Source organism: Leisingera caerulea DSM 24564 (genome assembly GCF_000473325.1).
GTDB lineage: Bacteria > Pseudomonadota > Alphaproteobacteria > Rhodobacterales > Rhodobacteraceae > Leisingera > Leisingera caerulea.
This window is the reverse complement of the sequence record NZ_KI421514.1, coordinates 116,358-139,135: the sequence shown is the minus strand read 5'-3', so window position 1 is coordinate 139,135 and position 22,778 is coordinate 116,358. Positions and strand designations below refer to the sequence as shown.

General features: G+C 63.9%; 25 protein-coding genes. 8 read left to right on the top strand and 17 right to left on the bottom strand.

Annotation, left to right across the window (positions count from 1 at the left end; all coding sequences use genetic code 11):
- Window positions 1–28: 28 nt before the first annotated feature.
- The 3 genes from accC to CAER_RS0125195 all read right to left on the bottom strand — a co-directional run bounded on the left by accC (window position 29) and on the right by CAER_RS0125195 (window position 2,600).
- Window positions 29–1,378 carry an acetyl-CoA carboxylase biotin carboxylase subunit gene (gene accC / locus CAER_RS0125205; protein WP_027237962.1) on the bottom strand — a complete coding sequence of 450 codons (1,350 nt, stop codon included), beginning with the start codon at window positions 1,376–1,378 and terminating at the stop codon, window positions 29–31.
- Between the two features lie 9 nt (window positions 1,379–1,387).
- Window positions 1,388–1,885 (bottom strand): acetyl-CoA carboxylase biotin carboxyl carrier protein, encoded by a 498-nt coding sequence (accB, locus tag CAER_RS0125200; protein WP_027237961.1) that lies wholly within the window; start codon window positions 1,883–1,885, stop codon window positions 1,388–1,390.
- Between the two features lie 178 nt (window positions 1,886–2,063).
- Window positions 2,064–2,600, bottom strand: coding sequence for a LuxR C-terminal-related transcriptional regulator (locus CAER_RS0125195; RefSeq protein WP_027237960.1), 537 nt, complete (start codon window positions 2,598–2,600; stop codon window positions 2,064–2,066).
- 95 nt (window positions 2,601–2,695) lie between these two features.
- On the opposite strand from CAER_RS0125195, the gene CAER_RS0125190 reads away from it, so the two are divergent.
- Complete coding sequence (locus CAER_RS0125190; protein ID WP_027237959.1) at window positions 2,696–4,192, top strand: class I adenylate-forming enzyme family protein; 1,497 nt, start codon at window positions 2,696–2,698, stop codon at window positions 4,190–4,192.
- Between the two features lie 7 nt (window positions 4,193–4,199).
- Here the strand turns inward: CAER_RS0125190 and CAER_RS28540 are convergent, their stop codons facing one another.
- The 8 genes from CAER_RS28540 to CAER_RS0125150 all read right to left on the bottom strand — a co-directional run bounded on the left by CAER_RS28540 (window position 4,200) and on the right by CAER_RS0125150 (window position 11,134).
- On the bottom strand, window positions 4,200–4,748 hold the full coding sequence (locus CAER_RS28540) for a helix-turn-helix transcriptional regulator (protein ID WP_036798016.1): 549 nt from the start codon (window positions 4,746–4,748) through the stop codon (window positions 4,200–4,202).
- Window positions 4,748–5,287, bottom strand: coding sequence for a cytochrome b/b6 domain-containing protein (locus CAER_RS0125180; protein ID WP_027237958.1), 540 nt, complete (start codon window positions 5,285–5,287; stop codon window positions 4,748–4,750). Before CAER_RS0125180 ends, CAER_RS28540 begins: the two co-directional genes overlap by 1 nt.
- A 61-nt stretch (window positions 5,288–5,348) precedes the next feature.
- Entirely contained in the window at window positions 5,349–5,600 is a 252-nt protein-coding gene (locus tag CAER_RS0125175; RefSeq protein ID WP_027237957.1) for a PepSY domain-containing protein, read from the bottom strand.
- 291 nt (window positions 5,601–5,891) lie between these two features.
- Entirely contained in the window at window positions 5,892–6,647 is a 756-nt protein-coding gene (locus CAER_RS0125170) for an ABC transporter ATP-binding protein (RefSeq protein WP_027237956.1), read from the bottom strand.
- Window positions 6,648–6,659: 12 nt separating this feature from the next.
- Window positions 6,660–7,415, bottom strand: coding sequence for an ABC transporter ATP-binding protein (locus tag CAER_RS0125165; RefSeq protein ID WP_027237955.1), 756 nt, complete (start codon window positions 7,413–7,415; stop codon window positions 6,660–6,662).
- Between the two features lie 12 nt (window positions 7,416–7,427).
- Window positions 7,428–8,630, bottom strand: coding sequence for a branched-chain amino acid ABC transporter permease (locus tag CAER_RS0125160; protein ID WP_027237954.1), 1,203 nt, complete (start codon window positions 8,628–8,630; stop codon window positions 7,428–7,430).
- Window positions 8,631–8,633: 3 nt separating this feature from the next.
- Complete coding sequence (locus CAER_RS0125155; protein ID WP_027237953.1) at window positions 8,634–9,656, bottom strand: branched-chain amino acid ABC transporter permease; 1,023 nt, start codon at window positions 9,654–9,656, stop codon at window positions 8,634–8,636.
- A 131-nt stretch (window positions 9,657–9,787) separates the two neighbouring features.
- Window positions 9,788–11,134, bottom strand: coding sequence for a substrate-binding protein (locus CAER_RS0125150; RefSeq protein WP_027237952.1), 1,347 nt, complete (start codon window positions 11,132–11,134; stop codon window positions 9,788–9,790).
- A gap of 231 nt (window positions 11,135–11,365) precedes the next feature.
- Here CAER_RS0125150 and CAER_RS0125145 point away from each other — a divergent pair, with 231 nt between their 5' ends.
- The 5 genes from CAER_RS0125145 (at window position 11,366) to CAER_RS0125125 (ending at window position 17,560) form a co-directional block, all read left to right on the top strand.
- Entirely contained in the window at window positions 11,366–12,664 is a 1,299-nt protein-coding gene (locus CAER_RS0125145) for a short-chain fatty acyl-CoA regulator family protein (protein ID WP_027237951.1), read from the top strand.
- A 92-nt stretch (window positions 12,665–12,756) separates the two neighbouring features.
- On the top strand, window positions 12,757–13,137 hold the full coding sequence (locus tag CAER_RS0125140) for a response regulator transcription factor (protein WP_027237950.1): 381 nt from the start codon (window positions 12,757–12,759) through the stop codon (window positions 13,135–13,137).
- Window positions 13,134–13,502, top strand: a complete 369-nt coding sequence (locus CAER_RS28535; RefSeq protein ID WP_051357886.1) for a hypothetical protein — start codon at window positions 13,134–13,136, stop codon at window positions 13,500–13,502. Before CAER_RS0125140 ends, CAER_RS28535 begins: the two co-directional genes overlap by 4 nt.
- On the top strand, window positions 13,502–16,180 hold the full coding sequence (locus CAER_RS0125130) for an ATP-binding protein (protein ID WP_027237949.1): 2,679 nt from the start codon (window positions 13,502–13,504) through the stop codon (window positions 16,178–16,180). Before CAER_RS28535 ends, CAER_RS0125130 begins: the two co-directional genes overlap by 1 nt.
- 84 nt (window positions 16,181–16,264) lie before the next feature.
- Window positions 16,265–17,560: a FliM/FliN family flagellar motor switch protein gene (locus CAER_RS0125125; RefSeq protein ID WP_027237948.1), complete on the top strand. Its 1,296-nt coding sequence runs from the start codon at window positions 16,265–16,267 to the stop codon at window positions 17,558–17,560.
- Between the two features lie 196 nt (window positions 17,561–17,756).
- Here CAER_RS0125125 and CAER_RS0125120 read toward each other — a convergent pair whose 3' ends face one another.
- Genes CAER_RS0125120 through CAER_RS0125105 form a run of 4 tightly spaced genes read right to left on the bottom strand, consistent with a single transcriptional unit; the run spans window position 17,757 to window position 19,952 of the window.
- Entirely contained in the window at window positions 17,757–18,182 is a 426-nt protein-coding gene (locus CAER_RS0125120; RefSeq protein WP_027237947.1) for a protein tyrosine phosphatase family protein, read from the bottom strand.
- 11 nt (window positions 18,183–18,193) lie between these two features.
- On the bottom strand, window positions 18,194–18,628 hold the full coding sequence (locus tag CAER_RS0125115) for a DUF6691 family protein (protein WP_209320224.1): 435 nt from the start codon (window positions 18,626–18,628) through the stop codon (window positions 18,194–18,196).
- Window positions 18,628–19,056, bottom strand: a complete 429-nt coding sequence (locus CAER_RS0125110; RefSeq protein WP_027237945.1) for a YeeE/YedE family protein — start codon at window positions 19,054–19,056, stop codon at window positions 18,628–18,630. Before CAER_RS0125110 ends, CAER_RS0125115 begins: the two co-directional genes overlap by 1 nt.
- 32 nt (window positions 19,057–19,088) lie before the next feature.
- Window positions 19,089–19,952: an MBL fold metallo-hydrolase gene (locus tag CAER_RS0125105; RefSeq protein ID WP_027237944.1), complete on the bottom strand. Its 864-nt coding sequence runs from the start codon at window positions 19,950–19,952 to the stop codon at window positions 19,089–19,091.
- Window positions 19,953–20,241: 289 nt separating this feature from the next.
- On the opposite strand from CAER_RS0125105, the gene CAER_RS0125100 reads away from it, so the two are divergent.
- The gene (locus CAER_RS0125100) at window positions 20,242–20,457 is read left to right on the top strand and encodes a hypothetical protein (protein ID WP_008556452.1); all 216 of its coding nucleotides are present in this window, start codon (window positions 20,242–20,244) and stop codon (window positions 20,455–20,457) included.
- Between the two features lie 42 nt (window positions 20,458–20,499).
- Here CAER_RS0125100 and CAER_RS0125095 read toward each other — a convergent pair whose 3' ends face one another.
- The gene (locus tag CAER_RS0125095; RefSeq protein ID WP_027237943.1) at window positions 20,500–20,718 is read right to left on the bottom strand and encodes a hypothetical protein; all 219 of its coding nucleotides are present in this window, start codon (window positions 20,716–20,718) and stop codon (window positions 20,500–20,502) included.
- A gap of 194 nt (window positions 20,719–20,912) precedes the next feature.
- On the opposite strand from CAER_RS0125095, the gene CAER_RS0125090 reads away from it, so the two are divergent.
- Window positions 20,913–21,176 carry a DUF2312 domain-containing protein gene (locus tag CAER_RS0125090; RefSeq protein WP_008553759.1) on the top strand — a complete coding sequence of 88 codons (264 nt, stop codon included), beginning with the start codon at window positions 20,913–20,915 and terminating at the stop codon, window positions 21,174–21,176.
- 93 nt (window positions 21,177–21,269) lie between these two features.
- Here CAER_RS0125090 and CAER_RS0125085 read toward each other — a convergent pair whose 3' ends face one another.
- Entirely contained in the window at window positions 21,270–22,664 is a 1,395-nt protein-coding gene (locus CAER_RS0125085; RefSeq protein WP_027237942.1) for a hypothetical protein, read from the bottom strand.
- Window positions 22,665–22,778: the final 114 nt, after the last annotated feature.

Below are 22,778 nucleotides of genomic sequence, written 5' to 3'. Positions count from 1 at the left end.
GCGCAGCCAGTGGCGCGCCCCGCTGAGATTATCCGGGCTGGTTTTCTTCCAGCCAGCGTTCCAGCCAGTGAATGCCGTAATCGCCGGTGTGGATGTCCTGTTCCTGCAGCAGCGCGTGGAACAGCGGCACGGTGGTGTCGATGCCGTCGATGATCAGCTCGCCCAGGGCGCGGTGCAGCCGCGCCAGAGCTTCGGTCCGGTCGCGGCCGTGCACGATCAGCTTGCCGATCAGCGAGTCATAATAGGGCGGAATCGAATAGCCGTCATAAAGCGCCGAATCCATCCGCACACCCAGCCCGCCGGGAGCGTGGAATGCGGTGATCTTGCCCGGGCAGGGCGCAAAGTTCGGCAGCTTTTCGGCGTTGATACGCACCTCAATGGCGTGGCCGTTGATCTCCAGATCGTCCTGGGTAAAGGACATCGGCAGGCCTTCGGCCACCCGGATCTGCTCGCGCACCAGGTCGACGCCGAAAATGGCCTCGGTCACCGGATGCTCCACCTGCAGGCGGGTGTTCATCTCGATGAAGTAGAACTCGCCGTCCTCATACAGGAATTCGACGGTGCCGGCGCCGGAGTAGCCCATCTTGCCGATCGCGTCGGCGCAGATCTTGCCGATGCGGGCGCGCTCTTCCGGGGTGATGCAGGGGCCGGGGGCCTCCTCGAACACCTTCTGGTGACGGCGCTGCAGCGAGCAGTCGCGTTCCGCCAGGTGAATGCCGGTGCCCTTGCCGTCGCCGAAGACCTGCACTTCGATATGACGCGGCTTCTGGAGATATTTCTCCATGTAAACTTCGTCATTGCCGAAGGCTGCCTTGGCTTCAGACCGGGCGGTGGAGAAGGCTGAAACCAGCTCTTTCTCGTCCTTGGCCACCTTCATGCCGCGGCCGCCGCCGCCGGCGGTGGCCTTGATGATGACCGGATAGCCCATGTCCTTGGCCGCCTTTTTGGCAGCCGCAATGTCGGGCACGCCGCCTTCGGAGCCGGGCACCACCGGGATGCCGAGGCTCTTGGCGGTTTCCTTGGCGGTGATCTTGTCACCCATGATGCGGATGTGTTCGGCCGAGGGGCCGATGAACGTCAGCCCGTGGTCCTCAATGATCTGCACAAAGTTGGCGTTCTCGGACAGAAAGCCGTAGCCCGGGTGGATCGCCTGGGCGCCGGTGATTTCGCAGGCGGAGATGATGGCCGGAATCGACAGGTAGCTTTGGGTTCCGGACGGCGGGCCGATGCAGACCGATTCATCGGCCATGCGCACGTGCATCGCATCGGCATCCGCGGTGGAATGCACCGCAACCGATTTGATGCCCATTTCGCGGCAGGCGCGGATTACGCGCAGGGCGATTTCGCCGCGGTTGGCAATCAGGATTTTATCAAACATGGCCCGCCCTTACTCGACGATGACCAGGGGCGACCCGAATTCCACGGCGGCGCCGTCTTCGACCAGGATGCGCTTCACGGTGCCGGACTTCGGCGCCGGAATGTGGTTCATGGTCTTCATCGCTTCGACGATCAGCAGGGTGTCGCCTTCGCTGACCTGCTTGCCCACCGAGATGAAGGAGGGCGCGCCCGGCTCGGGCTGCAGGTATACGGTGCCGACCATCGGCGAGGTCACGGCGCCAGGGTGGCTGGCGGGATCGTCGTTGGCGGCGGCAGGCGCGGCAGCGGCGGCCGGGGCAGCGGCGGCAGCAACCGGGGCGGGGTTGGCTGCGGGCGGCACCGCAACCTGCACCGGTGCAGCGGCCATCTGGCGTGACACGCGGACATTCAGGCTGTCCTCATCGCCGTAGTCCCGCTTGACCTGCAGTTCGGTCAGATCGTTTTCGCGCAGCAGTTCCGCCAGCGCCTTGATGAATGCCACATCCGCTTCGTGAGATTTGTTCGTCATTTTGTCCTCAAGCCGGTTCCGACATGCCCGCCCAAGCCTGAAGGCCCGGCAGGCAGGAAATTAGCGCGCTTATAGGGCAAGGATTACCGCAAGGAAAGCGCTGTCGATGCTTGCCGTAACATGGAGATGGATTGACGGATTTGCAATTGCTTGCCGCATTCAAACTCAGGTTGCCGGATCACAGCGGCATTCCCGTCAGCTTGGCCACCAGTTCCGGCAGTTTGCGGGCGCCGAACTTTTGCAGCAAGTGCGCGCGGTGGCTTTCGACCGTGCGGTAGGAGAGATCCAGTTGTTTGCCGATCTCCTTGGCTGACAGCCCCTTGCAGGTGAGGATCGCGACTTCGCGCTCACGCGGGGTGAGGGAGACCACCGGGCGGTCGTCGGAAATGTCGGCAAATGACCAAATGCCGGTCTGGAAGGGGGCCTCGGGCGTGACAGAGCGGCCCCGCACCCGGCACCAGAACAATTCCCCCGCGCGGCGGCGCATGATGCGCTCGTCGCTGTAGCTGCCGCTTTGCGCCTCAGGCTGCTGCAGCAGCGCGCCGATGCGGTGGAAATCCTCCTGGCTGGGATAAAGTTCGGCTACCAGCATGCCGGAGTAGTCCCCTGGCGCGCCGCCGAAGGTGGCAGCGAACTGCAGATTGCACCGCGTGATGACGCGGCGTTCAAGCACGGCAAGGCCAACGGGGGCATGGTCAAAGGCAAGATCGCTCATATGGTATTCTTACCCCGGTATTTTTGCGGAATTGAAGGGGGCTGCCGTTGCGTGCCACGTTGCGCGCTGCGGGGCAAGCGGGAGAGGGCAAGCAAATGAACATAGCGGTGTGGCTGCAGCGGACGGCGGCGGCAGAGGGCGGGCGGCCTGCGTTGTATCTGGGGCAGGAGATGGTTGCGGATTACGCCGGGTTCCATGCGCAGGCGGCTTCGGTTGCAGGCTGGCTGCAAGCCCAGGGCATTTCAGCGGGTGACCGTGTTGGCATCTTTATGAAGAACTGTCCGGATTACCTGATTGCGCTTTATGGCATCTGGTATGCCGGCGCGGCCGCAGTGCCGGTCAATGCCAAGCTGCATGGCAAGGAAGCGGAGTTCATTCTTGAGAACTCCGGCACCGGGATCGTGTTCACGTCGCCGGGGATGACAGAAGCCGTCGAAGAGACCGGAGCCGCCGTGCGCTGTGTGGATATCACCGGTGCGGATTATGCGGCGGCCTTGCAGGCGGAGCCGGTGGCGGATCCCGCGCCGCGCCTGCCGGAAGATCTGGCCTGGCTGTTCTACACCTCCGGCACAACCGGGCGGCCCAAAGGGGTAATGATCACCCACCGGATGCTGATGAACATGGCCATCGCCTATTTCGCGGATGTCGATCAGGTGAGCGCGGAAGATCACGCGCTTTATGCAGCGCCGATGAGCCATGGCGCGGGGATCTATGCAATCCAGCATGTGTTGGCGGGCGCGCGCCACGTCTGTCCGGCCTCGGGAGGCTTTGACGAGGCGGAGATTTTTGATCTGGCGGCGCATTTTACCCGCGTCCACATGTTCGCAGCGCCCACCATGGTCACGCGCATGACGGCTGAGGCAAAGCGGCTGGGCCGCAGGGGCGAGGGGCTGCGCACCGTGGTTTATGCCGGCGGGCCGATGTATGCCGCCGATATCATCGAAGCGGTGGAGCATTTCGGCCCGGTCTTCGTCCAGGTTTACGGCCAGGGGGAATGCCCGATGGCGATCACGGCGCTGCCGCGCCACGACGTGCAGGACCGCACGCATCCGCGCTGGCGCGAACGGCTGGCCAGCGTCGGCCGGGCGCAAAGCGTTGTGGAGGTGCGGATCGGCACACCGGACGGTGAGTTTCTGCCCGCAGGCAGCCACGGCGAGATCATGGTGCGCGGCGATGCGGTGATGCCGGGCTATTGGCAGAACCCGGAAGCCACAGAGAAGACATTGGTCAATGGCTGGCTGATGACGGGCGACATGGGGGTGCTGGACGAAGACGGCTATCTGACGCTGCAGGACCGTTCCAAGGACATGATCATCACCGGCGGCTCCAACGTCTACCCGCGCGAGGTGGAGGAGGTGCTGCTGATGCACCCGCAGGTGCGCGAGGTCTCGGTCGTGGGCCGGCCTCATGCCGCTTGGGGCGAGGAGGTGGTGGCCTTTGTCGTGGGGGATGCACCGGAGGCGGAACTGGATGCGCTGTGCAACAGCCGGATCGCGCGGTTCAAGCGGCCCAAGGCGTATTTGCGGATTGAGGCGCTTCCCAAGAATAATTACGGCAAGGTGCTGAAGACCGAGCTGCGGAAGATGGTCTGACGGCAGCTCAGGCCGGGCGGGCGGCGGCGCCTTCGCCGCGGTCAGTCTGGCGTTGTCCCATCATCGTGTCGATCAGCAGGCTCATCAGTTCGGCCCGGTTGGCGGTGCCGGATTTACGGTAGATCGCATTCAGCTGTGCCTTAACGGTGCCCTCGGCACTGCCGCGCATGGCGGCGATTTCGGCGGTGCTGAGGCCCTTGACCAGGAAATTTGCCACATCCAGCTCGGCGGGTGTCAGGCCCCAAGTGGCAAATTCTGCGTTGATCACGTCCTGCACTGCGGCCTGGGCGGCGCTCAGGCTTTCCTCCAGATGCGCCTTGCGGCGCAGCAGCCACATCAGAATACGGGTTTCAATCACGATGGCCGCGGTCAGCGCCAGCGCGGCAAGCCCTTCGATATAGGTGTGGCTGCGTTCGCCGGCTTCAGCCTCGCCGGCCTCCAAGCCGCTGAGATCCGCAATCACATCCCCAAGAAAGACCGCCGCGCAGATGGCCTGCACGGCGATCACGGCAATCAGGACCCAAGGCTGGGCGGGGCCGTTCGGGGTGTGGTGCATCAGTGCCTCTCTCTGCGGGCTTCGGGCACCTCCTTGTAGCCAGTGACCATCGCGCGCGCCAGATTGACTTTGGTCCGGCGGCTTTCGAACAGCACCGCTGCCACGTGCAGCACAATGGAAATCTCCGCCCAAGAGACCAGCGCCTCGTGCAGCTCTTCGGGCCATTCAACGCCCCAGAACCGGGTGGTCGTCATCAGATAACCGGTGAGGGCGATGCCGCTGATCGTCAGCAGCAGGTTGTAGATCATCAGCGCGCCCAGCGGAGAGTGGCCGGGATGCCGGCGGATCCGGCCAGTGGCGATATCGCTCAGCTGTCCGGCTGCGGCGCCGGCATCGGGCGGAAAGCTGGAAAACCGCGCATGGCGGCTGCCGATAAGGCCCCAGATCACCCGGATGCCGATCAGCGCGGCAATGGCGTAGCCGACGTATTCGTGAAGATTGCCCTCCGGGTCGGTGAGCAGCGCGTTGGCGGCAAAGCCCGCGGCCAGAGACCAGTGAAACAGCCGGACCACAGGGTCCCAGACGTATGTGCGGTGCATGTCAGCCCTCCTGTCAAAGCGGGCGCCGGGAGTTGGCGCCCGGTGCGTTGTTCCGTTGGGCTCAGTCGTTCTCTTCGATCTTTACCACTTCGATCTTGTCGTTCAGATAGACCTCGTACTTTTTGCCGTCCTTCAGGGCGTAGGCCTCGTACAGTCCATCTTCGGTTTCGATCTTGCGCACTTCATAGCCCTGGCCGGTCAGCAGTTCGCGGATCTTGGCCTGGGTTTCGGCACCAGGTGTGCCGTCGGAAGCAAATGCCGCTGCAGCGGGCAGGGTGAACGCTAGCGCGAGGAGTTTCAGCGAATGGCGCATTGAGTATCCTTTCTGTGTCCTGTCAGAGGCCGCACCGGAATGGCACAGGCCGTGGCAGAGACATCGCGGCTGGAGCGGCGGGAAAGAATAGGCGCCGGGTTGGAAAAACGCAGAAACCGGGGGCGTATAACCGGGGTTTATTGCGGGGTCGAACTGATGTTTTGAGCGCGCAGACACTGCTCTCGCCCCGCAAAATAAAAAGAGGCCAGCCCAGGGAAGAGCCGGCCTCAGTCTGCCAATGCCGGCATGTGGGTGGCCGGCAAGACGGAGGTAAAGATTTTGGGGCGCGTCTTAGATCGCCAGGTATTCGGCGCGCAGCTCCTCGTTTTCCAGGACCTCGGCGGCAGTGCCGTCAAAGACGATGCCGCCGGTATCGAGGATCACCGCACGGTCCGCCAGTTCCAGGGCGCGGACCGCGTTCTGCTCGACAATGATGGTTGTCATGCCCTGTTCCTTGATGTGGATGAGGGTCTTTTCGATCTCGTCCACGATCACCGGGGCAAGACCCTCGTAGGGTTCATCCAGCAAAAGCACCTTGATGTCGCGGGCCAGCGCCCGGGCTATGGCCAGCATCTGCTGCTCACCGCCCGAAAGCGTCACGCCCTCCTGCTTGCGCCGCTCGCCCAGGCGCGGGAACAGGTCGTAAAGCCGCTCCAGTGACCAGCCGATGGGCGGGGCGATCTGCGCCAGTTGCAGGTTCTCCTCGACCGTCAGGCCGGGAATGATGCGGCGATCTTCGGGAACAAGGCCCAGACCCTCGGCAGCGGCCTCATAGGATGTCATCTTGTGCAGCGGCTTATGGTCCAGCCAGATCTCGCCCCGTGTCACCATGGGGGAGCCGGTGCGGGCGATCGAGCGCAGGGTCGAGGTTTTGCCCGCGCCGTTGCGGCCCAGCAGCGCCAGGATTTCGCCCTCATGGACGTTAAAGTTGATGCCCTGCACGATGTAGCTCTCGCCGTAGTAGGCATGCACATCCCAGACCGAAAGGAAGGCCGGGGCGGTCGTCGCCACATTGGCGTGTTTGGAGAAATCGGGTTTCACATTCATGGTGTTTCTCCTTTACGCGCTTTCGCCCAGATAGGCTTCGCGCACCTTCGGGTTGCCGCGGATGTTCTGCGGGTCGTCCTCTACCAGCGGGGTACCCTGGGCCAGCACGGTGATCCGGTTGGCGAGGGAAAACACCACATGCATGTCGTGTTCGATGATGGCGATGGTGATGTCGCGCTCGTCGCTGATCTGTTTCAGCAGGTCGATGGTGTTGTTGGTGTCGGCCCGCGCCATGCCGGCGGTGGGCTCGTCCAGCAGCAGCAGGCGCGGCTCTTGCGACAGGCACATGCCGATCTCCAGCCGCCGCTTGTCGCCGCGGGACATGGCGGCGGCGTGCATGTGCCGCTTGTCCGCCATGTTCATCTCTTCCAGCATATGCTCGGCCTTCTGCAGGATGTCCTTCTGCTTCAGCACCGCGGACAGGGCGTTCAGCTCAAACGCGCCGTCCCGTTTGGCGAAGCAGGGGATCATCATGTTTTCCAGCACCGTCAGATCGCCAAAGATTTCCGGCGTCTGGAACACGCGGCTGATGCCCATCTGGTTGATCTCATAGGGCGCGCGGCCCAGCACCGACTGGCCGTCGAACATGACCGAGCCTGTGTCGGGGATCAGTTTGCCCACCAGGCAGTTGAGCAGGGTGGACTTGCCCGCGCCGTTCGGCCCGATGATCGCATGGACCGAGTTTTCCTGAACGCTGAGGTTCACGTCGGACAGCGCCTGCAGGCCGCCGAACCGTTTCCCCACGTCTTTGACTTCAAGGATACCCATTGTTCTGTCTCCTTATTCCGCGGGGTTGGTTTCGCCGGAGGCTTTGCTGTCCTTGGCCTTGCGGCCGCTGAGCCAGCCCTTGATCCGCTGGCCGCCCTCAACCAGGCCGCCGGGCAGGAAGATCACCACCAGCATGAACAGGATGCCCAGCGTCAGGTGCCAGCCCTTGCCGATGAAAGGGTGGATCAGGAAGACCACTGCGTCCTCCATTCCATCGGGCAGGAAGCTGAACCAGCTGTGCAGCACGTTGTCGTTGATCTTGGAGAAGATGTTCTCGAAGTACTTGATGAAACCTGCGCCCAGCACCGGGCCGATCAGCGTGCCGGCACCGCCCAGGATGGTCATCAGAACCACTTCGCCGGAGGCGGTCCACTGCATCCGCTCAGCGCCTGCCAGCGGGTCCATCGAGGCCATCAGACCGCCTGCAAGGCCAGCATACATGCCGGAGATCACAAAGGCCGCCAGCGTGTAGGGCCGGGTGTTGAGGCCGGTGTAGTTCATCCGCTGCTGGTTCGATTTCACCGCCCGCAGCATCATGCCGAAGGGCGAGCGGAAGATGCGGATCGACAGATAGAAGGCGGCCAGCATGATCAGCGCGCACAGGTAGTAGCCTGCGTTGAACTGGAACGCCCAGGGGCCGACGGCCAGCTCAAAGGTGGAGCGCATTTCCAGCCCGAACAGGTTGGTCACGGGGATCGAGCCGTCGGCGGTGGCGGAGACGCCCAGGATGCGGGGGTCTTCCAGCGTCAGCTGCAGTCCGGTCTCGCCGTTGGTGATTGGTGTCAGCACCGAATAGGCGAGGTTGAAGGACATCTGTGCAAAGGCCAGCGTCAGGATCGAGAAGTAGATGCCGGAGCGGCGCAAGCTGACAAAGCCGATCAGCAGCGCAAACAGGCCCGCGACAATGACCGACAGCACAATCGCCGGGATAACGTTCATACCGATGAGCTTGAACATCCAGACGGCGGAGTAGGAGCCGGCCCCGAGGAAGGCCGCATGGCCGAACGACAGGTAGCCGGTGAGGCCGAACAGGATGTTGAAGCCGATGGCGAAGATTCCGAAGATCACGAAACGCTGCATCAGGTCCGGATAGCCCGCGTTGAACTGCGCCATGGCGCTGCCGGTCGGGAAGGGGTTCAGGATGAAGGGCGCAAACAGCGTCAGGATGGCGACGATGATCAGCAGGGATGTGTCTTTTTTGTCCAGTCCGAACATGTCTTAGTCCTCCATCACGCCTTTGCGGCCCATCAGGCCCCGCGGGCGGGTCAGCAGAATGATGATTGCGACCACATAGATGATGATCTGGTCGATGCCGGGGATCAGAGACTTGATCTCGTTCATCGAGGCAAAGCTTTCCAGAACGCCCAGCAGGAAACCGGCCAGCACCGCGCCGGGCAGGGAGCCCATGCCGCCGACGACCACCACCACGAAGCTGAGGACCAGGAAGTCCATGCCCATGTGATAGTTGGGCGAGTTGATCGGCGTGTACATGACGCCGGCCAGACCCGCGACAGCGGCGGCGATGCCGAACATGATGGTAAAGCGGCGGTCGATGTTGATGCCCAGAAGGCCCACGGTCTCGCGGTCGGCCATGCCTGCCCGCACCACCATGCCGAAGGTGGTGAACTGCAGGAAGCTGAAGATGCCGCCGATGATCAGCACGGCAAAGAAGAAATAGACAACGCGCCAGACCGGATAGATGATGTCCATGCCGATCACGGCGCCCAGGTTCATCACCCCGTTCAGCGCGTCCGGCGCCGGGGTCTGGATCGGGTTGGCGCCGTAGAAATACTTGACCACTTCCTGCAGCACGATGGCGAGGCCGAAGGTCACCAGGATCTGGTCTGCATGGGGGCGTTTGTAGAAATGCTTGATCAGCCCGCGCTCCATCACATAGCCGACGCCGATCATGATCGGGATCGCAAAGAGGATCGCCAGCGGCACCGCCCAGTCGATGATGGCACCGCCGAACTCGGGGCCGAACCAGGCCTCGACATAGGGGGTTTTCACCTTGAGCGGGTTGCCGAGGAAGTCGGTCTGGGTCTCGTCGACGACTTCAAAGCTGAGGTTCAGAATGCGCTGCAGGGTGACGGCGCAGAAGGCGCCGATCATGAACAGGGCCCCATGGGCAAAGTTCACCACGCCCAGCGTGCCGAAAATAAGTGTCAATCCCAGCGCGATCAGCGCATAGGCCGAGCCCTTGTCGAGCCCGTTCAGGATTTGCAGGAGAATGGCGTCCATGGGTCCCACCGTTCGTCAGGTCAGGGATGGCCCGTCCGGCGGGGGAGCGGACGGGCCGGTTGGGGCAGCCGGAGTCCGGCTCGGACTCCGGCCCGGAATTTTTCAGAAAATTCCGGTGCCCTGCGGCTGGCTTATGCGCCCGGGTTGCAGGCGCCCAGGTTGCCGCCAGCGAACATCGGGTGATCGGGGGCGTATTCCACCTGTGCCCGCGGAGTGACCTCGACAACTTCCAGCAGGTCGAATTCCGAGGTCGGGTTCTCTTTGCCGCGCACCACCAGGACATCCTTGAAGCACTGGTGGTCTTCGGCGCGGTAGAGGGTCGGACCGTTGCCCAGACCGTCGAACTCATAGCCCTCCAGCGCTTCCACAACCGCACAGGGGTTAAAGCTGCCTGCGCGCTCGACCGCGTCTGCATAAAGCAGGGTCTGCACATAGCAGGTGTGCGCGGCCTGGCTCGGCGGGAAGCCGTATTTCGTGCCGAAGGACTTCACAAAGGCCTTGGAGCCTTCATCCTGCAGCGTCCAGTGCCAGTTGGTGGAGCCGTGGATGCCCTTCACGTTCTCGCCTGCGCCCTTGGCCATCAGGCGGGAGTAGAGCGGCACCACGATTTCGAAGTTCTTGCCGTTCACGACCTTCTCGCGCAGGCCGAACTGCACCGCGTTGGTCAGCGAATTCACCATGTTGCCGCCATAGTGGTTCAGCACCAGCACGTCGGCGCCCGAATTCAGAACCGGCGCGATGTAGGAGGAGAAGTCGGTGGCCGCCAGCGGGGTGCGGACCTTGTTCACCGTCTGCCAGCCCAAGGCCTCGGTGGCCGCGGCGATCGATTCTTCCTGGGTCCAGCCCCAGGTGTAGTCCGCGGTCAGGTGATAGGCGGTGCGGTCGGTGCCATAGAGGTTCTTCAGCACCGGCGCCAGCGCCGCGCCCGACATGTAGCCGTTGAAGAAGTGGCGGAAGCCGTTGGCCTTCTTATCCTTGCCGGTGGTATCATTGGAGTGGGTGAGGCCCGCCATGAAGATCACACCTGCCTCCTGGCAGAGGCCCTGAACGGCAATCGCCACACCGGAGGAGGAGCCGCCGGTGATCATCACCGCGCCGTCCTTTTCAATCATCGACTTGGCAGAGGCGCGGGCGGCGTCGGATTTGGTCTGGGTGTCGCCGGTGACGTATTCCACCTTCTTGCCCAGGATACCGTTGCCCTGCAGCGCCTTGGAGCTGAAGGTGTTCATCATGCCGCCGTCGCCGCCGCCGTTCAGGTGCTCGACCGCGAGTTCGTAGGCGCGCAGCTCGTCGGCGCCTTCGTCGGCATAGGGGCCGGTTTGCGGCACGTTGAAGCCCAGAGTGACGGTGCTGCCGGTTGGTTCGTTGGTAAAGGCGGCTGCGGAAGAGGCGGTGAAGATGGTTGGCAGCGCCACACCGGCGCCTGCGATTGCGCCGGTCTTGATGAGACCACGGCGCGAAACGTCAAATTTAGACATGTATTCCTCCCTAATATGATTGGTGCCTTGCAGCTCCTCACTTCTGCGCGGTACCAGCACTTTGCGTGCAAAATCAGTATGAGAGCGTCATGTAAACCCAAGCAATAAAACCCTTTTGCAGCTTGAAAATTCTGTAAATAAATGAACAATATTCCGTGGCGTTCTGTAAACAAACTTATATTGCGTTGCAGAAAGCCCTTGAATTGGAAGTGTTTTGGGAGGCCAGCCTGAATGGCACGCGACACCCTCACTGGCAGCCGGATCCGCGAACGCAGGCTCATCCTTGGGGTGCGTCAGGCTGAATTGGCGCGGGAAGCAGGAATTTCAGCCTCTTATCTCAACCTGATCGAGCACAACCGGCGCAGAATCGGCGGCAAGCTGCTGGTGGATATTGCCGGGGTTTTGGGGGTCGAACCCTCGATGCTGAGCGAAGGGGCGGAGGCGGCGCTGATCTCCACCCTGCGGGAGGCGGCGGCGGACAGCGGCGTGCCGGTGGCAGAGCTGGACCGGGTGGATGAATTCGCCGGCCGCTTCCCGGGCTGGGCCGAGGTGCTGGCGTCCGGCCACCGCCGCATCGCCACGCTGGAGCGCACGGTTGAGACACTCTCAGACCGGCTGACCCATGACCCGAACCTGGCGGCCTCGGTGCATGAGGTGCTGTCAACCGCAGCGGCGATCCGCTCAACCGCGTCGATCCTGGCGGAAACCGGCGAATTGGAGCCGGAATGGCGCGACCGCTTCCACAAGAACCTTAACGAGGATTCGCTGCGCCTGTCGGAAAGCAGCCGGGCCCTGGTCAGCTTTCTGGATGAGGGCGACACCGGCGAGGACCGCCGCGGCATGCCGCAGGAGGAGGCCGAGGCCTTCCTGCAGGCCAGCGGCTTCCATTTTCCGGAGCTGGAGGAAGGCACCGCGGCGCCGCAGGATCTGGTGCAAGACGCTCCGGAGCTGGTCAGCGAAGCCGCCCGCAGCCTGGCCCGCGCCGCGCTGGAGCAATATCAGGCGGATGCCCGCGCCATGCCGCTGCCGGCAATAGCGCTGGAGGTCCGTTCCGGCGGGCTGGACCCGGTGGCCCTGGCGCAGCAATTCGGCTGCGAACTGCCTGCGGTGCTGCGGCGGCTGGCGGCGCTGCCCGAGGACGTGCTGGGTCGGGAAGCCGGGCTGGTGATCTGCGATGCCTCCGGCACTCTGTTGTTCCGCAAACCGGTCACCGGCTTTGCCATGCCGCGGTTCGGAGCGTCCTGCCCGCTGTGGCCGCTGTACACCGCGCTGGTGCGGCCGCATGTGCCGGTGCGGCGCAATGTGGTGCAGCAGGGGCGCAATGCCGCCGCCTTTGACTGCATGGCGGTGGCCTGGCCGTTGCAGATGCCGGATTTCGGAGCCGATCCCCTGTACCGTGCGGTGATGCTGATCCTTCCGGACGGGCAGGAGGCGCAGGACCCGCAGCCGGTCGGAGCCAGCTGCCGGATCTGCCCGCGCCAGGGCTGTCCGGCCCGGCGCGAGCCGTCGATCCTGAAGGAAGAGTTTTGACAGCCGCAGGGCCGCGGGGCTAACCTGCGCAAAAAGGAATGCGTGCCCGCACCGGCCTGGCCGGCAGGGAGCGCCGGGAGGAAATTCTGCTGATGGGCAGGCATGTTGTACTGATCGAAGATGAGCCGAATATCACCGAGGCCATCCGGTTTCTGCTGATCCGCGACGGGTGGAGCGTGGATGCCCATACCGATGGCGCCACCGCAGTGGAGGTGATCCGGGATGCCAATCCGGATCTGGTGATTCTCGATCTGATGCTGCCCGGTAAAAGCGGGCTGGAGATCGTCCGCGAACTGCGCGCCGAGGCTGCGATGCAGAAACTGCCGGTGCTGATGCTGACCGCCCGCGGCCAGATGCGGGACCGCGAGATGGCCGAAAAAGCGGGCGTCAGCCGCTTCATGACAAAACCCTTTTCCAATGCCGAGGTGCTGACCGCAGTGCGCGACCTGCACGCCCAGGCCGGGCAGGGATGACCCGGGACGGCGGCCCCAGAGAGCAAACGGGCACCCGCGCGGAGCGCCAGACCTACCGCCGCCGCCGCCTGATGGACATCGCCCGGCTGCTGCCGGTGCTGGGGGTGCTGCTGCTGGCGCTGCCGCTGCTCTGGCCCGAAGCCTCGACTCATCCGGCGGCACGGGATGGGGTCAGCATGTCGTCGGCCATCATCTATGTGTTTGCGGTCTGGATCGGGCTGATCGGCGCCTGTGTCGCCTTCAGCCTGACGGTGCAGCGGTGGGCCGACCACTGGACCGGCGGCGGGCCGGACGGGGCAGAGCTGCCCGGTGACCGGCCCGATGACAGGTCCGAAGACAGGCCCGAAGGCGGGGAGAACGGCTGATGGCTTCCCTGAATGTGCTGGCCTTTGTCTGCCTTGCCTATGTGGCCTTTCTGTTCTTCATCGCCTTCTGGGCCGACCGGATGGCCACCCGCGGCCGCAGTGCAGCGTGGATGCGCTCGCCGCTGATCTACACGCTGTCGCTGTCGGTCTACTGCACCGCCTGGACCTTTTACGGTGCGGTCGGCTATGCGGCGCGCTCGGGGCTGGAGTTTGTGACCATCTACCTTGGCCCTTCGCTGGTGATGATCGGCTGGTGGTGGGGCCTGCGCAAGCTGGTGCGGATCGGGCGCAGCCAGCGCATCACCTCCATCGCCGACCTGATATCTTCGCGCTATGGCAAGTCGAACCTGCTGGCCACCGGGGTGACCATCCTCGCGGTGATCGGCGTCACCCCCTATATCTCGCTGCAGTTGCAATCGGTTACCCTGTCCTTTGCCATCTTTGCCGAGGCCGATCCGCTGCGCGGCTACAACGAGACCTCGACCGTGTTCTGGGTGGCCGCCGGGCTGGCAGTGTTTGCAATCCTGTTCGGCACCCGCAACCTCAACGCCAACGAGCGCCACCACGGGGTGGTGACCGCCATTGCGCTGGAGGCAATCGTCAAGCTGGCGGCGCTGCTGGCAGTAGGCGTGTTTGTGGTCTGGGGCGTGGCGGGCGGCGTCGGCGGAACGCTGCAGCGCATTGATGCCTCGCAGATCGGCCAGTGGAACGTGGACGGCAGCCGCTGGGCGACCATCACCTTCCTGGCCGCTGCCGCCTTTGTCTGCCTGCCAAGGATGTTCCAAGTGATGGTGGTCGAGAATGAGGACGAGCGCCACCTGCGCATTGCTTCCTGGGCCTTCCCGGCCTACCTGCTGCTGATTTCGATGTTCGTGGTGCCGATTGCCGTCGTCGGGCTGGAGCTGCTGCCCGCGGGGGCCAACCCGGACATGTTTGTGCTTACGGTTCCCCTGCAGCAGGGGCAGCAGGGGCTGGCGGTGCTGTCGTTCCTGGGCGGGTTCTCCTCCGCGACGTCGATGGTGATCGTGGCAGCTATGGCGCTGTCCACGATGGTGTCAAACCATATCGTGATGCCGGTCTGGCTGCGGCTGCAAAGCCGCCGCGCCTCGGTCTCGGGCGATGTGCGCGACGTGGTGCTGTTCTCCCGCCGGGTGTCGATCGCGGTGATAATGGCGCTGGGGTATTTCTACTATCACCTGTCCGGCGGCGCCGCGGCGCTGGCGGCCATCGGCCTGATCTCCTTTGCCGGGGTGGCACAGATCCTGCCCGCACTCGTCGGCGGGCTGTTCTGGCGCGGCGCCACCCGCTCTGGCGCCCTGGCCGGGCTCACCGTGGGTTTTGCCATCTGGCTCTACACCATGCTGCTGCCCGCGCTCGGTGGCGGGCTGCTGCCGGAGCACATTTTGCGCGACGGCCTCTTTGGCCTTGCCTGGCTTCGCCCGGAGGCGCTGTTCGGAATTGAGGGCCTGGACCCGACGGTTCACGCGGTGATGTGGTCGATGAGCCTCAATGCCTTGGCCTTCTGCCTTGTGTCGCTGATGAGCTTCCCCAGCCCGCTGGAGAGGCTGCAGGGGGCGCAATTCGTCAATGTCTTCGACCATTCCGCCGGCCCACGCGGCTGGACCGGCTCGGTCGCGCAATCCGAAGACCTGATGATCATGTCGCAGCGGATCCTCGGCGCGCAGGAGGCGCAGGCGTTCTTCCAGCGCGAGCGGCTGCGCCAGGGCGGCCGCGGCCCGCTGCCGGAGCCGACGCCTGCCTTCCTGGAGCGGCTGGAACGCGAGCTCAGCGCCTCCATCGGCGCCGCGGCGGCGCATGCGATGATTGGACAGATCGTCGGCGGCTCCTCGGTCTCGGTGCAGGATCTGCTGGCGGTGGCGGATGAGACAGCGCAGATGCTGGAGTATTCCAGCCGCCTTGAGGCGCAGTCGGCAGAGTTGACAGCAACGGCGCGCAAGCTGCGGGAAACAAACGAAAAGCTCACCCAGCTTTCTGAACAGAAGGACGCCTTTCTCAGCCAGGTGAGTCACGAGCTGCGCACGCCGATGACCTCGATTCGGGCCTTTTCGGAAATCCTGCGCGATGACGGCCAGCTGAGCCCGCAGGACCAGCGCCACTATGCCGGGATCATCCATGACGAGACGCTGCGGCTGACCCGGTTGCTGAACGACCTCCTGGACCTCAGCGTGCTGGAGAACGGCCAGGTGAGCCTCAACATGACGGCGGGAACCCTGCCGGAGGTGCTGGACCATGCGGTTGCCGCGGCGCTGGCGGGGTCGGACCGGCCGCTGCAAGTGAATCGCAGCCCCAAGGCGGAGGCGTACCGCATTTCCTCGGACCTCGACCGGCTGGCGCAGGTGTTCATAAACCTGATCGCCAATGCCCAGAAATACTGCGACGCGGAAGAACCTGAGCTGACCATTGCCACCACTGTATCCGGCGGCCAGCTGCACATCGACTTCACGGATAACGGCAGCGGCGTGCCCGCGGATTTCCAGCAAATGATTTTCGAGAAGTTCTCCCGCGTCAGCCCCGAGCGCGCGGGCGGGGCGGGGCTTGGCCTGGCAATCTGCCGCGAGGTCATGCAGCGGCTCGGCGGCGATATCTGCTACTTGCCGGGACATAGCGGCGGCGCTTTCCGGGTTTCCTTACCCGCTGCAGGCGAAAAGGCGGCGTAACCTGCTGTGAGGTACAGGAGTTGTTAACCTCCTTTCGGGTAAAACCGGGGAAACGGGACGCGTATGGGGCAGGTTGAACAGCCTATGTCTGAGACAGAAGCAGCACAGGCGGGCAGCGGTAAGCAGAGTGTGCTTGCACGCAAGCTGGCAGCAACCAAGGAAGGCGCAGGGGCAATCAACAGCTCCTTGACGCTGAAAGCGTTGCGCCGTTCCGTTGCGCGCGCGGCCGCGGATCTGTGTGAGCTGCCGATGGCAGTGCTGGCGGCCCGGCAGTGCAACCGGATCTCAGAGGATCTTGCCCAGCATCTGTCAGACAAAGACCTGCTGGTGGTGCTGGACTGCCCCAACGGCCGGATGGGTGCGGCCAGCATGGACGCGGCCACAGTGACTGCGCTGATCCAGCAGCAGACCATCGGTGCGGTGATCGGCAAGGCGCCGGACGAACGGCTTTACACCCCCACCGATGCTGCAATGACCGCCGAGTTTCTGGAGCGTACCTTTGCCAAGGTTATGTCGATGCTGGACGGCCACGCGGATCAGGCCATCTTCTCCGGCTACCGCTTTGGCGCGCAGGTTGAGAACGTGCGCAGCCTGGTGCTGGGGATGGAGGCTGAGGATTACCGGGTGATCGAGCTGACGCTGGATCTGGCCTGCGGCGCCATGCAGGGGGTTATGAAACTGATCCTGCCGGAGCCCACTGCGGAGGAGCTGCAGGAAGGCCAGGGCAGCGGTGCCCAGGGTCCGTCTTTGGGCCGCAACCTCGATTCGATCCGCGCCGAGCTGACCGCGGTTCTGTGCAAGATGCGGGTGCCGCTGCGCGACTTTGCCGGCCTCAAGGTTGGCGACACACTGCCGTTGGATCAGGCTTTCCTTTATGAAACCGACCTGCTGAGCATCGGTGGCAAGCCGGTGGCACAGGGACGGCTGGGGCAGATGAACGGATCCCGTGCGGTCCGTCTGAACCAGCCCGGATCCAGACCGGCCGGCGATGGCAGTGGCGACGGAATGGCCTTTTCCGACGGGGGCGGCATGGATGCGATGCCGGACGCCCCGCCGGCGCTTGGCATGGGTATTGCCGACCAGGGGCTGCAGGACCCGATGGATGATGGCGGTCTGCCCGCGCTGGAAGCAGCGCCGGCGCTGGATGGCGGCGGCATGGGCGGTATGGACAGCGGGCTGGATGGCTTGGATCTGTCCGGACTCGACGGCGATGGCGGACTGGGCATGGATGGTCTGGACGGCGGGCTGCCGGATCTTCCCGATTTGCCGGATCTGCCTGACTTGCCTGCCGCAGGTCTCGGCGATTTCGAAGCTGATGACGCGGCGGCAGAAATCTCGCAGCTGGCCGGACTGGACAGCGCGCTAACGGAAAACGGCTGACAGCAGGCTTGAAAACACCTGATTAAGTCGCAGTCTGCGCAGCTCCGAAAGAACTTGGCCACCCGTTGGCCTCAGCGCGGTCAACAGGTTGCTTTCAAGTCACGCTTTGCTTCCTGTGGAACCCCGTCTCTGGAGGCGGCTGCCAAGGGTTTGGATTGCCTGCCCGGCCAGGACAGGCACCCTTGCAGTCAAGACCTCAGCGGCTTGCCAGGGAGGCCAGCGCCGGGCGCAGCCCATCCAGCTGGTAGCCCGCCGTCGCGGTTTTTTGAAGAATGTCATCCGCGCTCATGTCGCTGGCTTGGCCCAGGGCCCAGACAACCGAACAGCGCGTGCCGGAGGCGCAGTAGGCCAGCACCGGGCCTTCGCTGCCCTCATACAGCTCCCGCTGCAACGCCACGTTTTCCGGTGTCATGGTCTGGTGGGTCAGGGGCAGGACCTCGAACCGCAGACCGGCGGCCTCCGCCGCGGAACGGATCGCGTCCGCCTGATGGCTGGGCGGCACTTCCTCGTCCGGGCGGTTGCAGATCACCATTTTATAGCCGGCGGCGGCAATGGCAGGCAGGTCCTCAGCCGAGATCTGCGGCGAGACCGAATAGCGGGGGGTGATTACGCGTGCATCCATGGGCCGAGTCCTTACGCGTTTGCGGCGCTCCGGTCCAGATGCCGGCTGACCCTTGGGGCGGCCAACATGCCGCAGGCCATAGCGGCCAGGAACAACGCGCCCTGCCAGCTGTTGTAGCTGAGCGAGGCCATCGCCGGGCCGGGGCAAAGGCCCACCAGACCCCAGCCGATGCCGAACAGCACCGATCCAAGGAGAAGCCGCCGGTCCAGCTCGGCTGAGGGTGGCGAAGGGAAGCTGCCGCCGGCAGCCGGTTTGCGCCCTTCGGTCAGCCGCCAGGCGAGCGCCATCGGCAGCAGCGCACCGCCCATCACGAAGGCCAGCGTGGGATCCCAATTGCCAAAGATATCCAGGAACCCCTGCACCTTGGCGGTGTCAGTCATCCCCGACAGCATCAGACCAGCCCCGAACAGGCTGCCTGCGGCCAGTGCCAGAAAAATCCGCAGCATCAGATCACCCCCAGAAGCTGGCGCAGCACCGCCAGAGTAAGGACGCCTGCCAGCATGAAAACGGCGGTGGCCGCAATCCCGCGCAGGGACAGGCGGGAAATACCGCAGACCCCGTGGCCGGAAGTGCAGCCGTTGGCAACCCGCGTGCCGATGCCCACCAGCAACCCTGCAAGGACCAGAACCGCCGCATTGCTGGTGACATGGGTATCGGGGGTGCCGCCGGTCAGCAGCCCGATCAGCAGCGGCATGGCAATCACCCCGGCGATGAAGGCGGTCCGCTCAGCCGCGGTGTTGCGGCCGCTGCCGTCCAGCAGCCCGCCCAGGATGCCGCTGGCCCCCATGATCCGGCCGTTGCCAAGCAGGTAAACTGCGCCGCCAAGCCCGATCAGCAGGCCGCCGCCCAGTCCCCAAATCCAGTCTGCTTCCATTATATTTCCTTGGTCTTTCCCTGTGTGTCCGGTCAGATCTTGTTCACCGGGATTTTCAGGAACACATCGCCCTGGTTATCCGGCTCCGGCATCTGGCCTGCGCGCATGTTCACCTGCAGCGACGGCAGGATCAGCCGCGGCATCCCCAGCGTTGCGTCGCGGGCGTCGCGCATTTCGACGAATTCTTCGATGCTGCGGCCCGCGCCCACATGCACGTTCAGCGCCTTCTGCTCGCCCACGGTGGTTTCCCAGGCATAATCGTCGCGGCCCGGCGCCTTGTAGTCATGGCCGACGAAGATCCGGGTCTCGTCCGGCAGCGCCAGGATTTTCTGGATCGAGTTGAATAGATCGGCAGAAGACCCGCCGGGAAAGTCGCAGCGGGCGGTGCCGAAATCGGGCATGAACAGCGTATCGCCGACAAAAGCCGCGTCACCGATCACATAGGTGAGGCAGGCGGGCGTGTGGCCGGGCGTGTGCAGCACCTCGCCGCGCAGCTGGCCGATCATGAAGCTGTCGCCTTCGCGGAACAGCCGGTCGAACTGGCTGCCATCGCGCTGGAATTCGGTGCCTTCGTTGAAGATCTTGCCAAAGGTGTCCTGGACCACGGTGATCCGGTCGCCAATGCCGATTTTGCCCCCCAGCTGTTCCTGCAGATAGGGCGCGGCAGACAGATGGTCGGCATGGACATGGCTTTCCAGGATCCACTCCACCCGCAGCCCCTCTGCCTTGACCCAGGCGGCGATTGCGTCGGCGGATTCGGTGCTGGTGCGCCCGGCCGCGTGATCAAAATCCAGGACCGAGTCGATGATGGCGCAGGCCGCGCCTTGGCGCTCGCGCACTACGTAAGACACGGTGTTGGTGGCTTCGTCGAAAAAGGCTTTGACGGCGGGGGTCATCTGTCGGTCTCCCTGGCTTATGGGAATTCATATATTGATTTGAGAATGTGTTTCAAGGCCGCCGGAGTTCAAACCCGCGGGTGCAGGTAAATCATCGCAGCCGTCTGATTTGAGTCAAGGCGGGTGAAGCTGTGCCGCGCTAGCGTCGCCGGGCGCCAAGTAAAGCCGCATAAGCGGCAGCCTGCCGATAAAAATGCGTAAATTTGCGGCACGGTGGCCACATTCCGCGGGATTTCGTACTCCTGTTGCGAAATACTGTCACAATCGCAGGACGTAGGGAGGACTGCTCATGACAATGGAAGATCTGTTTCACACCGTCGAACAGCTGGAAACCAGAATTCAGAAAGAAACAGGTGCCGCCCGGCTGGCGATGCGCCCCGAATTCATCCGGCTGCTGGATCACATGCGCAAGAAGGGGGCTGAGGTGCCGCGCCGCTTCCGCCGTCTTGAGGCCGCGTTGTGCGAAGAGGCGGTGGAAGAGATGTTCGATAACATGCCCGTCTGACGGCCTGCCGGTCCTGCAGGGCCGGCAAACCCTTCCTGGGAGTCAGCCCAGGAAAATACCCACCATCACCAGCATCAGGCCCAGTACCGACAGCAGCAGGGCGCCCAGATTATAGGGCAGCACAGATTGCACCACAGCACGCAGCGCGTCATCATCCAGGTTTTGACGGCGGGCGCGTGCGACCTTGATGATGCACCAGACCAGCCCCAGCAGCCCTGCAACGGACAAGGCGGCTCCGGCCCAGACGATGAGATCGAACATTGGTGTGCTCCTGCAGGGTTTTACGCTCCGCCGCGCCTAGCCGATCCGCGCAGCGCGCGCAAGCCGCGCAGGCGCGGGCGCCGGTTTTTGCCGCTTCGCGCAGCTCTGCAGCTTTCCCTTCTTGCGGCGCGGCGGGCGGGACGCTATCCCCTTGCTCCGACAGCAACTGACAGCATGTGCCGACGGAGCCGCAGATGGATATCACCGAAGACGAAAAAAGCGAAAACTACCGTGTGACCGCTGGCGAACTGCGCCAGTTTATCGAGCGGTTCGAACGTCTGGACGAAGAGAAAAAGACGATCGCCGAGCAGCAGAAAGAGGTGATGGCCGAAGCCAAGGGGCGCGGCTACGACACCAAGGTGATGCGCAAGATCATCGCCCTGCGCAAGCGAGACGAAAACGACATCGCCGAAGAAGAGGCGGTGCTGGAAATGTACAAGGAAGCCCTGGGCATGTGAGCCGCGCGGGGTTTCGGCCCTGCCAGGGAATTTGCTGGCGCCGGGCGGGCAGCAGTGCCCCCGGCGCCAGTTTTGCATTGAGGTCACAGAAGCCTAGTGCGAGCTGCCCGGTGATGGCAGGTTATCAGCCCCGGCGCGTCCGCTCAGCCGCCTAAGGCGCCGGCCCGCCTCCAGCAGCACCACGGCATAAAGCCCCCAGAACAGCGGGTGCAGCGTGTAGCGCATACGCTCCTGCTCCGGCCCGTTCACCGCGTGTGCAACGCCGAGGAACAGCACTGCCGACAGCAGCATCACCTGAAAAAACGCCCGGCGCGCCGGATCACTGTCCCGGCGGGCAAGCTCCGCCAGTGCGATCAGCGCAAACAGGTTCAGCGCCAGCGTCAGGAACCGCGACAGGCTGGGGTCGATCACGATCTTGTTGTCTTCGGTCAGCACCCGCTTGGTGTCGGGCAGTTTGGGGAAACGGTCCCAGTTCAGCGGCGGAAAAAAGTATTCGTTCGGCCACAGCGACAGGCTGGTGAAGGCGCGCACCACCACGCCGGCGGCATACTGCAGGGGGCTGGCGGAAATCACCTGCAAGGACTTCTTCAGGCAGATTTTGGAATATTCGATCATCCGCGGATCGTTCAGGGCGCTGCCGGTATGCTGGCCGATCAGCCCGTGGGTTTCGGCGAAGGTCTTGAAGGAACAGCCCTCGATCCGCTCCGGCGCCACTTGCGAGACATTCAGGCCCAGCCAGCTGCCGGAACTGAAGATGCCGAAAACCGCTTTGTTTTTGACCGACGGCAGCAGCGATACCGCCAGCGTCAGGGCCAGTATGGCGGCGCGGGCGGGGCCTGCGCCAGCCTTGTACAGCACCAGGCCGCCGACCAGCAGGATGTAGATCGGGTGAAACAGTGTCCAGGTCAGCGACAGGATCGCCAGACAGGTGCAGAACAACAGGAAATACAGCGTGCGGCGCGTTTTCAGCAGCAGCAGGACACAGAGGCAGGACAGGGCAAAAAGCGCTGAGGTGAAATGGGCATAAAGGATGAAGTTCTCGTAGTAGAACACGGCCGGCGACAGCACATAGGCCATTGGCAGCAGCCAGGCCATCCGCAGCGACGGGGTCAGCAGGCGCAGGGCAGCAAACATGCTGACAGCGGTCACAATCGTCAGCAGCAGGTGGCTGCCCCAGATCAGCTGGATCATGCAGGCCTCCTGCGCGTTGCAGGCCTTGGCGGCCAGTCCCAGCAGAAAGTTCCAGAACGGCGGCTGCGAGTGCAGGCTCAACAGCGCGTCCAGCAGCCCGGCCTGCAGCTGCTGCACCGGCAGATGCTGGTACGCCCCGGACAGGTGAACTGGATCGGGGCGGATCTCCAGCAGCAACGCTGCCAGCGCTCTGCTCACGAGCACGGCCGCCGCTGCGGCAAGAGTAAAAACAGCGGTTTCGCGCAGCAGCGAAACCGGCCTGGGCGACGCGCCGGGAACGTGCGGGGGAGTTGTCATATGCCGGACCTCAAATGTTTTTCCCGTCATACTAGAACGTTATCGTGTATGAAATTCCCCCTGCCGGACAGCGGCCCCGGCGCAGGCAACGCTGCAACAGGCGCCCCGGCGCGG

What these genes read in the sequence shown, in the direction of transcription:
- accC (WP_027237962.1), bottom strand. Translation starts at nt 1,378, where the DNA reads ATGTTTGATAAAATCCTGATTGCCAACCGCGGCGAAATCGCCCTGCGC.
- accB (WP_027237961.1), bottom strand. Translation starts at nt 1,885, where the DNA reads ATGACGAACAAATCTCACGAAGCGGATGTGGCATTCATCAAGGCGCTG.
- CAER_RS0125195 (WP_027237960.1), bottom strand. Translation starts at nt 2,600, where the DNA reads ATGAGCGATCTTGCCTTTGACCATGCCCCCGTTGGCCTTGCCGTGCTT.
- CAER_RS0125190 (WP_027237959.1), top strand. Translation starts at nt 2,696, where the DNA reads ATGAACATAGCGGTGTGGCTGCAGCGGACGGCGGCGGCAGAGGGCGGG.
- CAER_RS28540 (WP_036798016.1), bottom strand. Translation starts at nt 4,748, where the DNA reads ATGCACCACACCCCGAACGGCCCCGCCCAGCCTTGGGTCCTGATTGCC.
- CAER_RS0125180 (WP_027237958.1), bottom strand. Translation starts at nt 5,287, where the DNA reads ATGCACCGCACATACGTCTGGGACCCTGTGGTCCGGCTGTTTCACTGG.
- CAER_RS0125175 (WP_027237957.1), bottom strand. Translation starts at nt 5,600, where the DNA reads ATGCGCCATTCGCTGAAACTCCTCGCGCTAGCGTTCACCCTGCCCGCT.
- CAER_RS0125170 (WP_027237956.1), bottom strand. Translation starts at nt 6,647, where the DNA reads ATGAATGTGAAACCCGATTTCTCCAAACACGCCAATGTGGCGACGACC.
- CAER_RS0125165 (WP_027237955.1), bottom strand. Translation starts at nt 7,415, where the DNA reads ATGGGTATCCTTGAAGTCAAAGACGTGGGGAAACGGTTCGGCGGCCTG.
- CAER_RS0125160 (WP_027237954.1), bottom strand. Translation starts at nt 8,630, where the DNA reads ATGTTCGGACTGGACAAAAAAGACACATCCCTGCTGATCATCGTCGCC.
- CAER_RS0125155 (WP_027237953.1), bottom strand. Translation starts at nt 9,656, where the DNA reads ATGGACGCCATTCTCCTGCAAATCCTGAACGGGCTCGACAAGGGCTCG.
- CAER_RS0125150 (WP_027237952.1), bottom strand. Translation starts at nt 11,134, where the DNA reads ATGTCTAAATTTGACGTTTCGCGCCGTGGTCTCATCAAGACCGGCGCA.
- CAER_RS0125145 (WP_027237951.1), top strand. Translation starts at nt 11,366, where the DNA reads ATGGCACGCGACACCCTCACTGGCAGCCGGATCCGCGAACGCAGGCTC.
- CAER_RS0125140 (WP_027237950.1), top strand. Translation starts at nt 12,757, where the DNA reads ATGGGCAGGCATGTTGTACTGATCGAAGATGAGCCGAATATCACCGAG.
- CAER_RS28535 (WP_051357886.1), top strand. Translation starts at nt 13,134, where the DNA reads ATGACCCGGGACGGCGGCCCCAGAGAGCAAACGGGCACCCGCGCGGAG.
- CAER_RS0125130 (WP_027237949.1), top strand. Translation starts at nt 13,502, where the DNA reads ATGGCTTCCCTGAATGTGCTGGCCTTTGTCTGCCTTGCCTATGTGGCC.
- CAER_RS0125125 (WP_027237948.1), top strand. Translation starts at nt 16,265, where the DNA reads ATGTCTGAGACAGAAGCAGCACAGGCGGGCAGCGGTAAGCAGAGTGTG.
- CAER_RS0125120 (WP_027237947.1), bottom strand. Translation starts at nt 18,182, where the DNA reads ATGGATGCACGCGTAATCACCCCCCGCTATTCGGTCTCGCCGCAGATC.
- CAER_RS0125115 (WP_209320224.1), bottom strand. Translation starts at nt 18,628, where the DNA reads ATGCTGCGGATTTTTCTGGCACTGGCCGCAGGCAGCCTGTTCGGGGCT.
- CAER_RS0125110 (WP_027237945.1), bottom strand. Translation starts at nt 19,056, where the DNA reads ATGGAAGCAGACTGGATTTGGGGACTGGGCGGCGGCCTGCTGATCGGG.
- CAER_RS0125105 (WP_027237944.1), bottom strand. Translation starts at nt 19,952, where the DNA reads ATGACCCCCGCCGTCAAAGCCTTTTTCGACGAAGCCACCAACACCGTG.
- CAER_RS0125100 (WP_008556452.1), top strand. Translation starts at nt 20,242, where the DNA reads ATGACAATGGAAGATCTGTTTCACACCGTCGAACAGCTGGAAACCAGA.
- CAER_RS0125095 (WP_027237943.1), bottom strand. Translation starts at nt 20,718, where the DNA reads ATGTTCGATCTCATCGTCTGGGCCGGAGCCGCCTTGTCCGTTGCAGGG.
- CAER_RS0125090 (WP_008553759.1), top strand. Translation starts at nt 20,913, where the DNA reads ATGGATATCACCGAAGACGAAAAAAGCGAAAACTACCGTGTGACCGCT.
- CAER_RS0125085 (WP_027237942.1), bottom strand. Translation starts at nt 22,664, where the DNA reads ATGACAACTCCCCCGCACGTTCCCGGCGCGTCGCCCAGGCCGGTTTCG.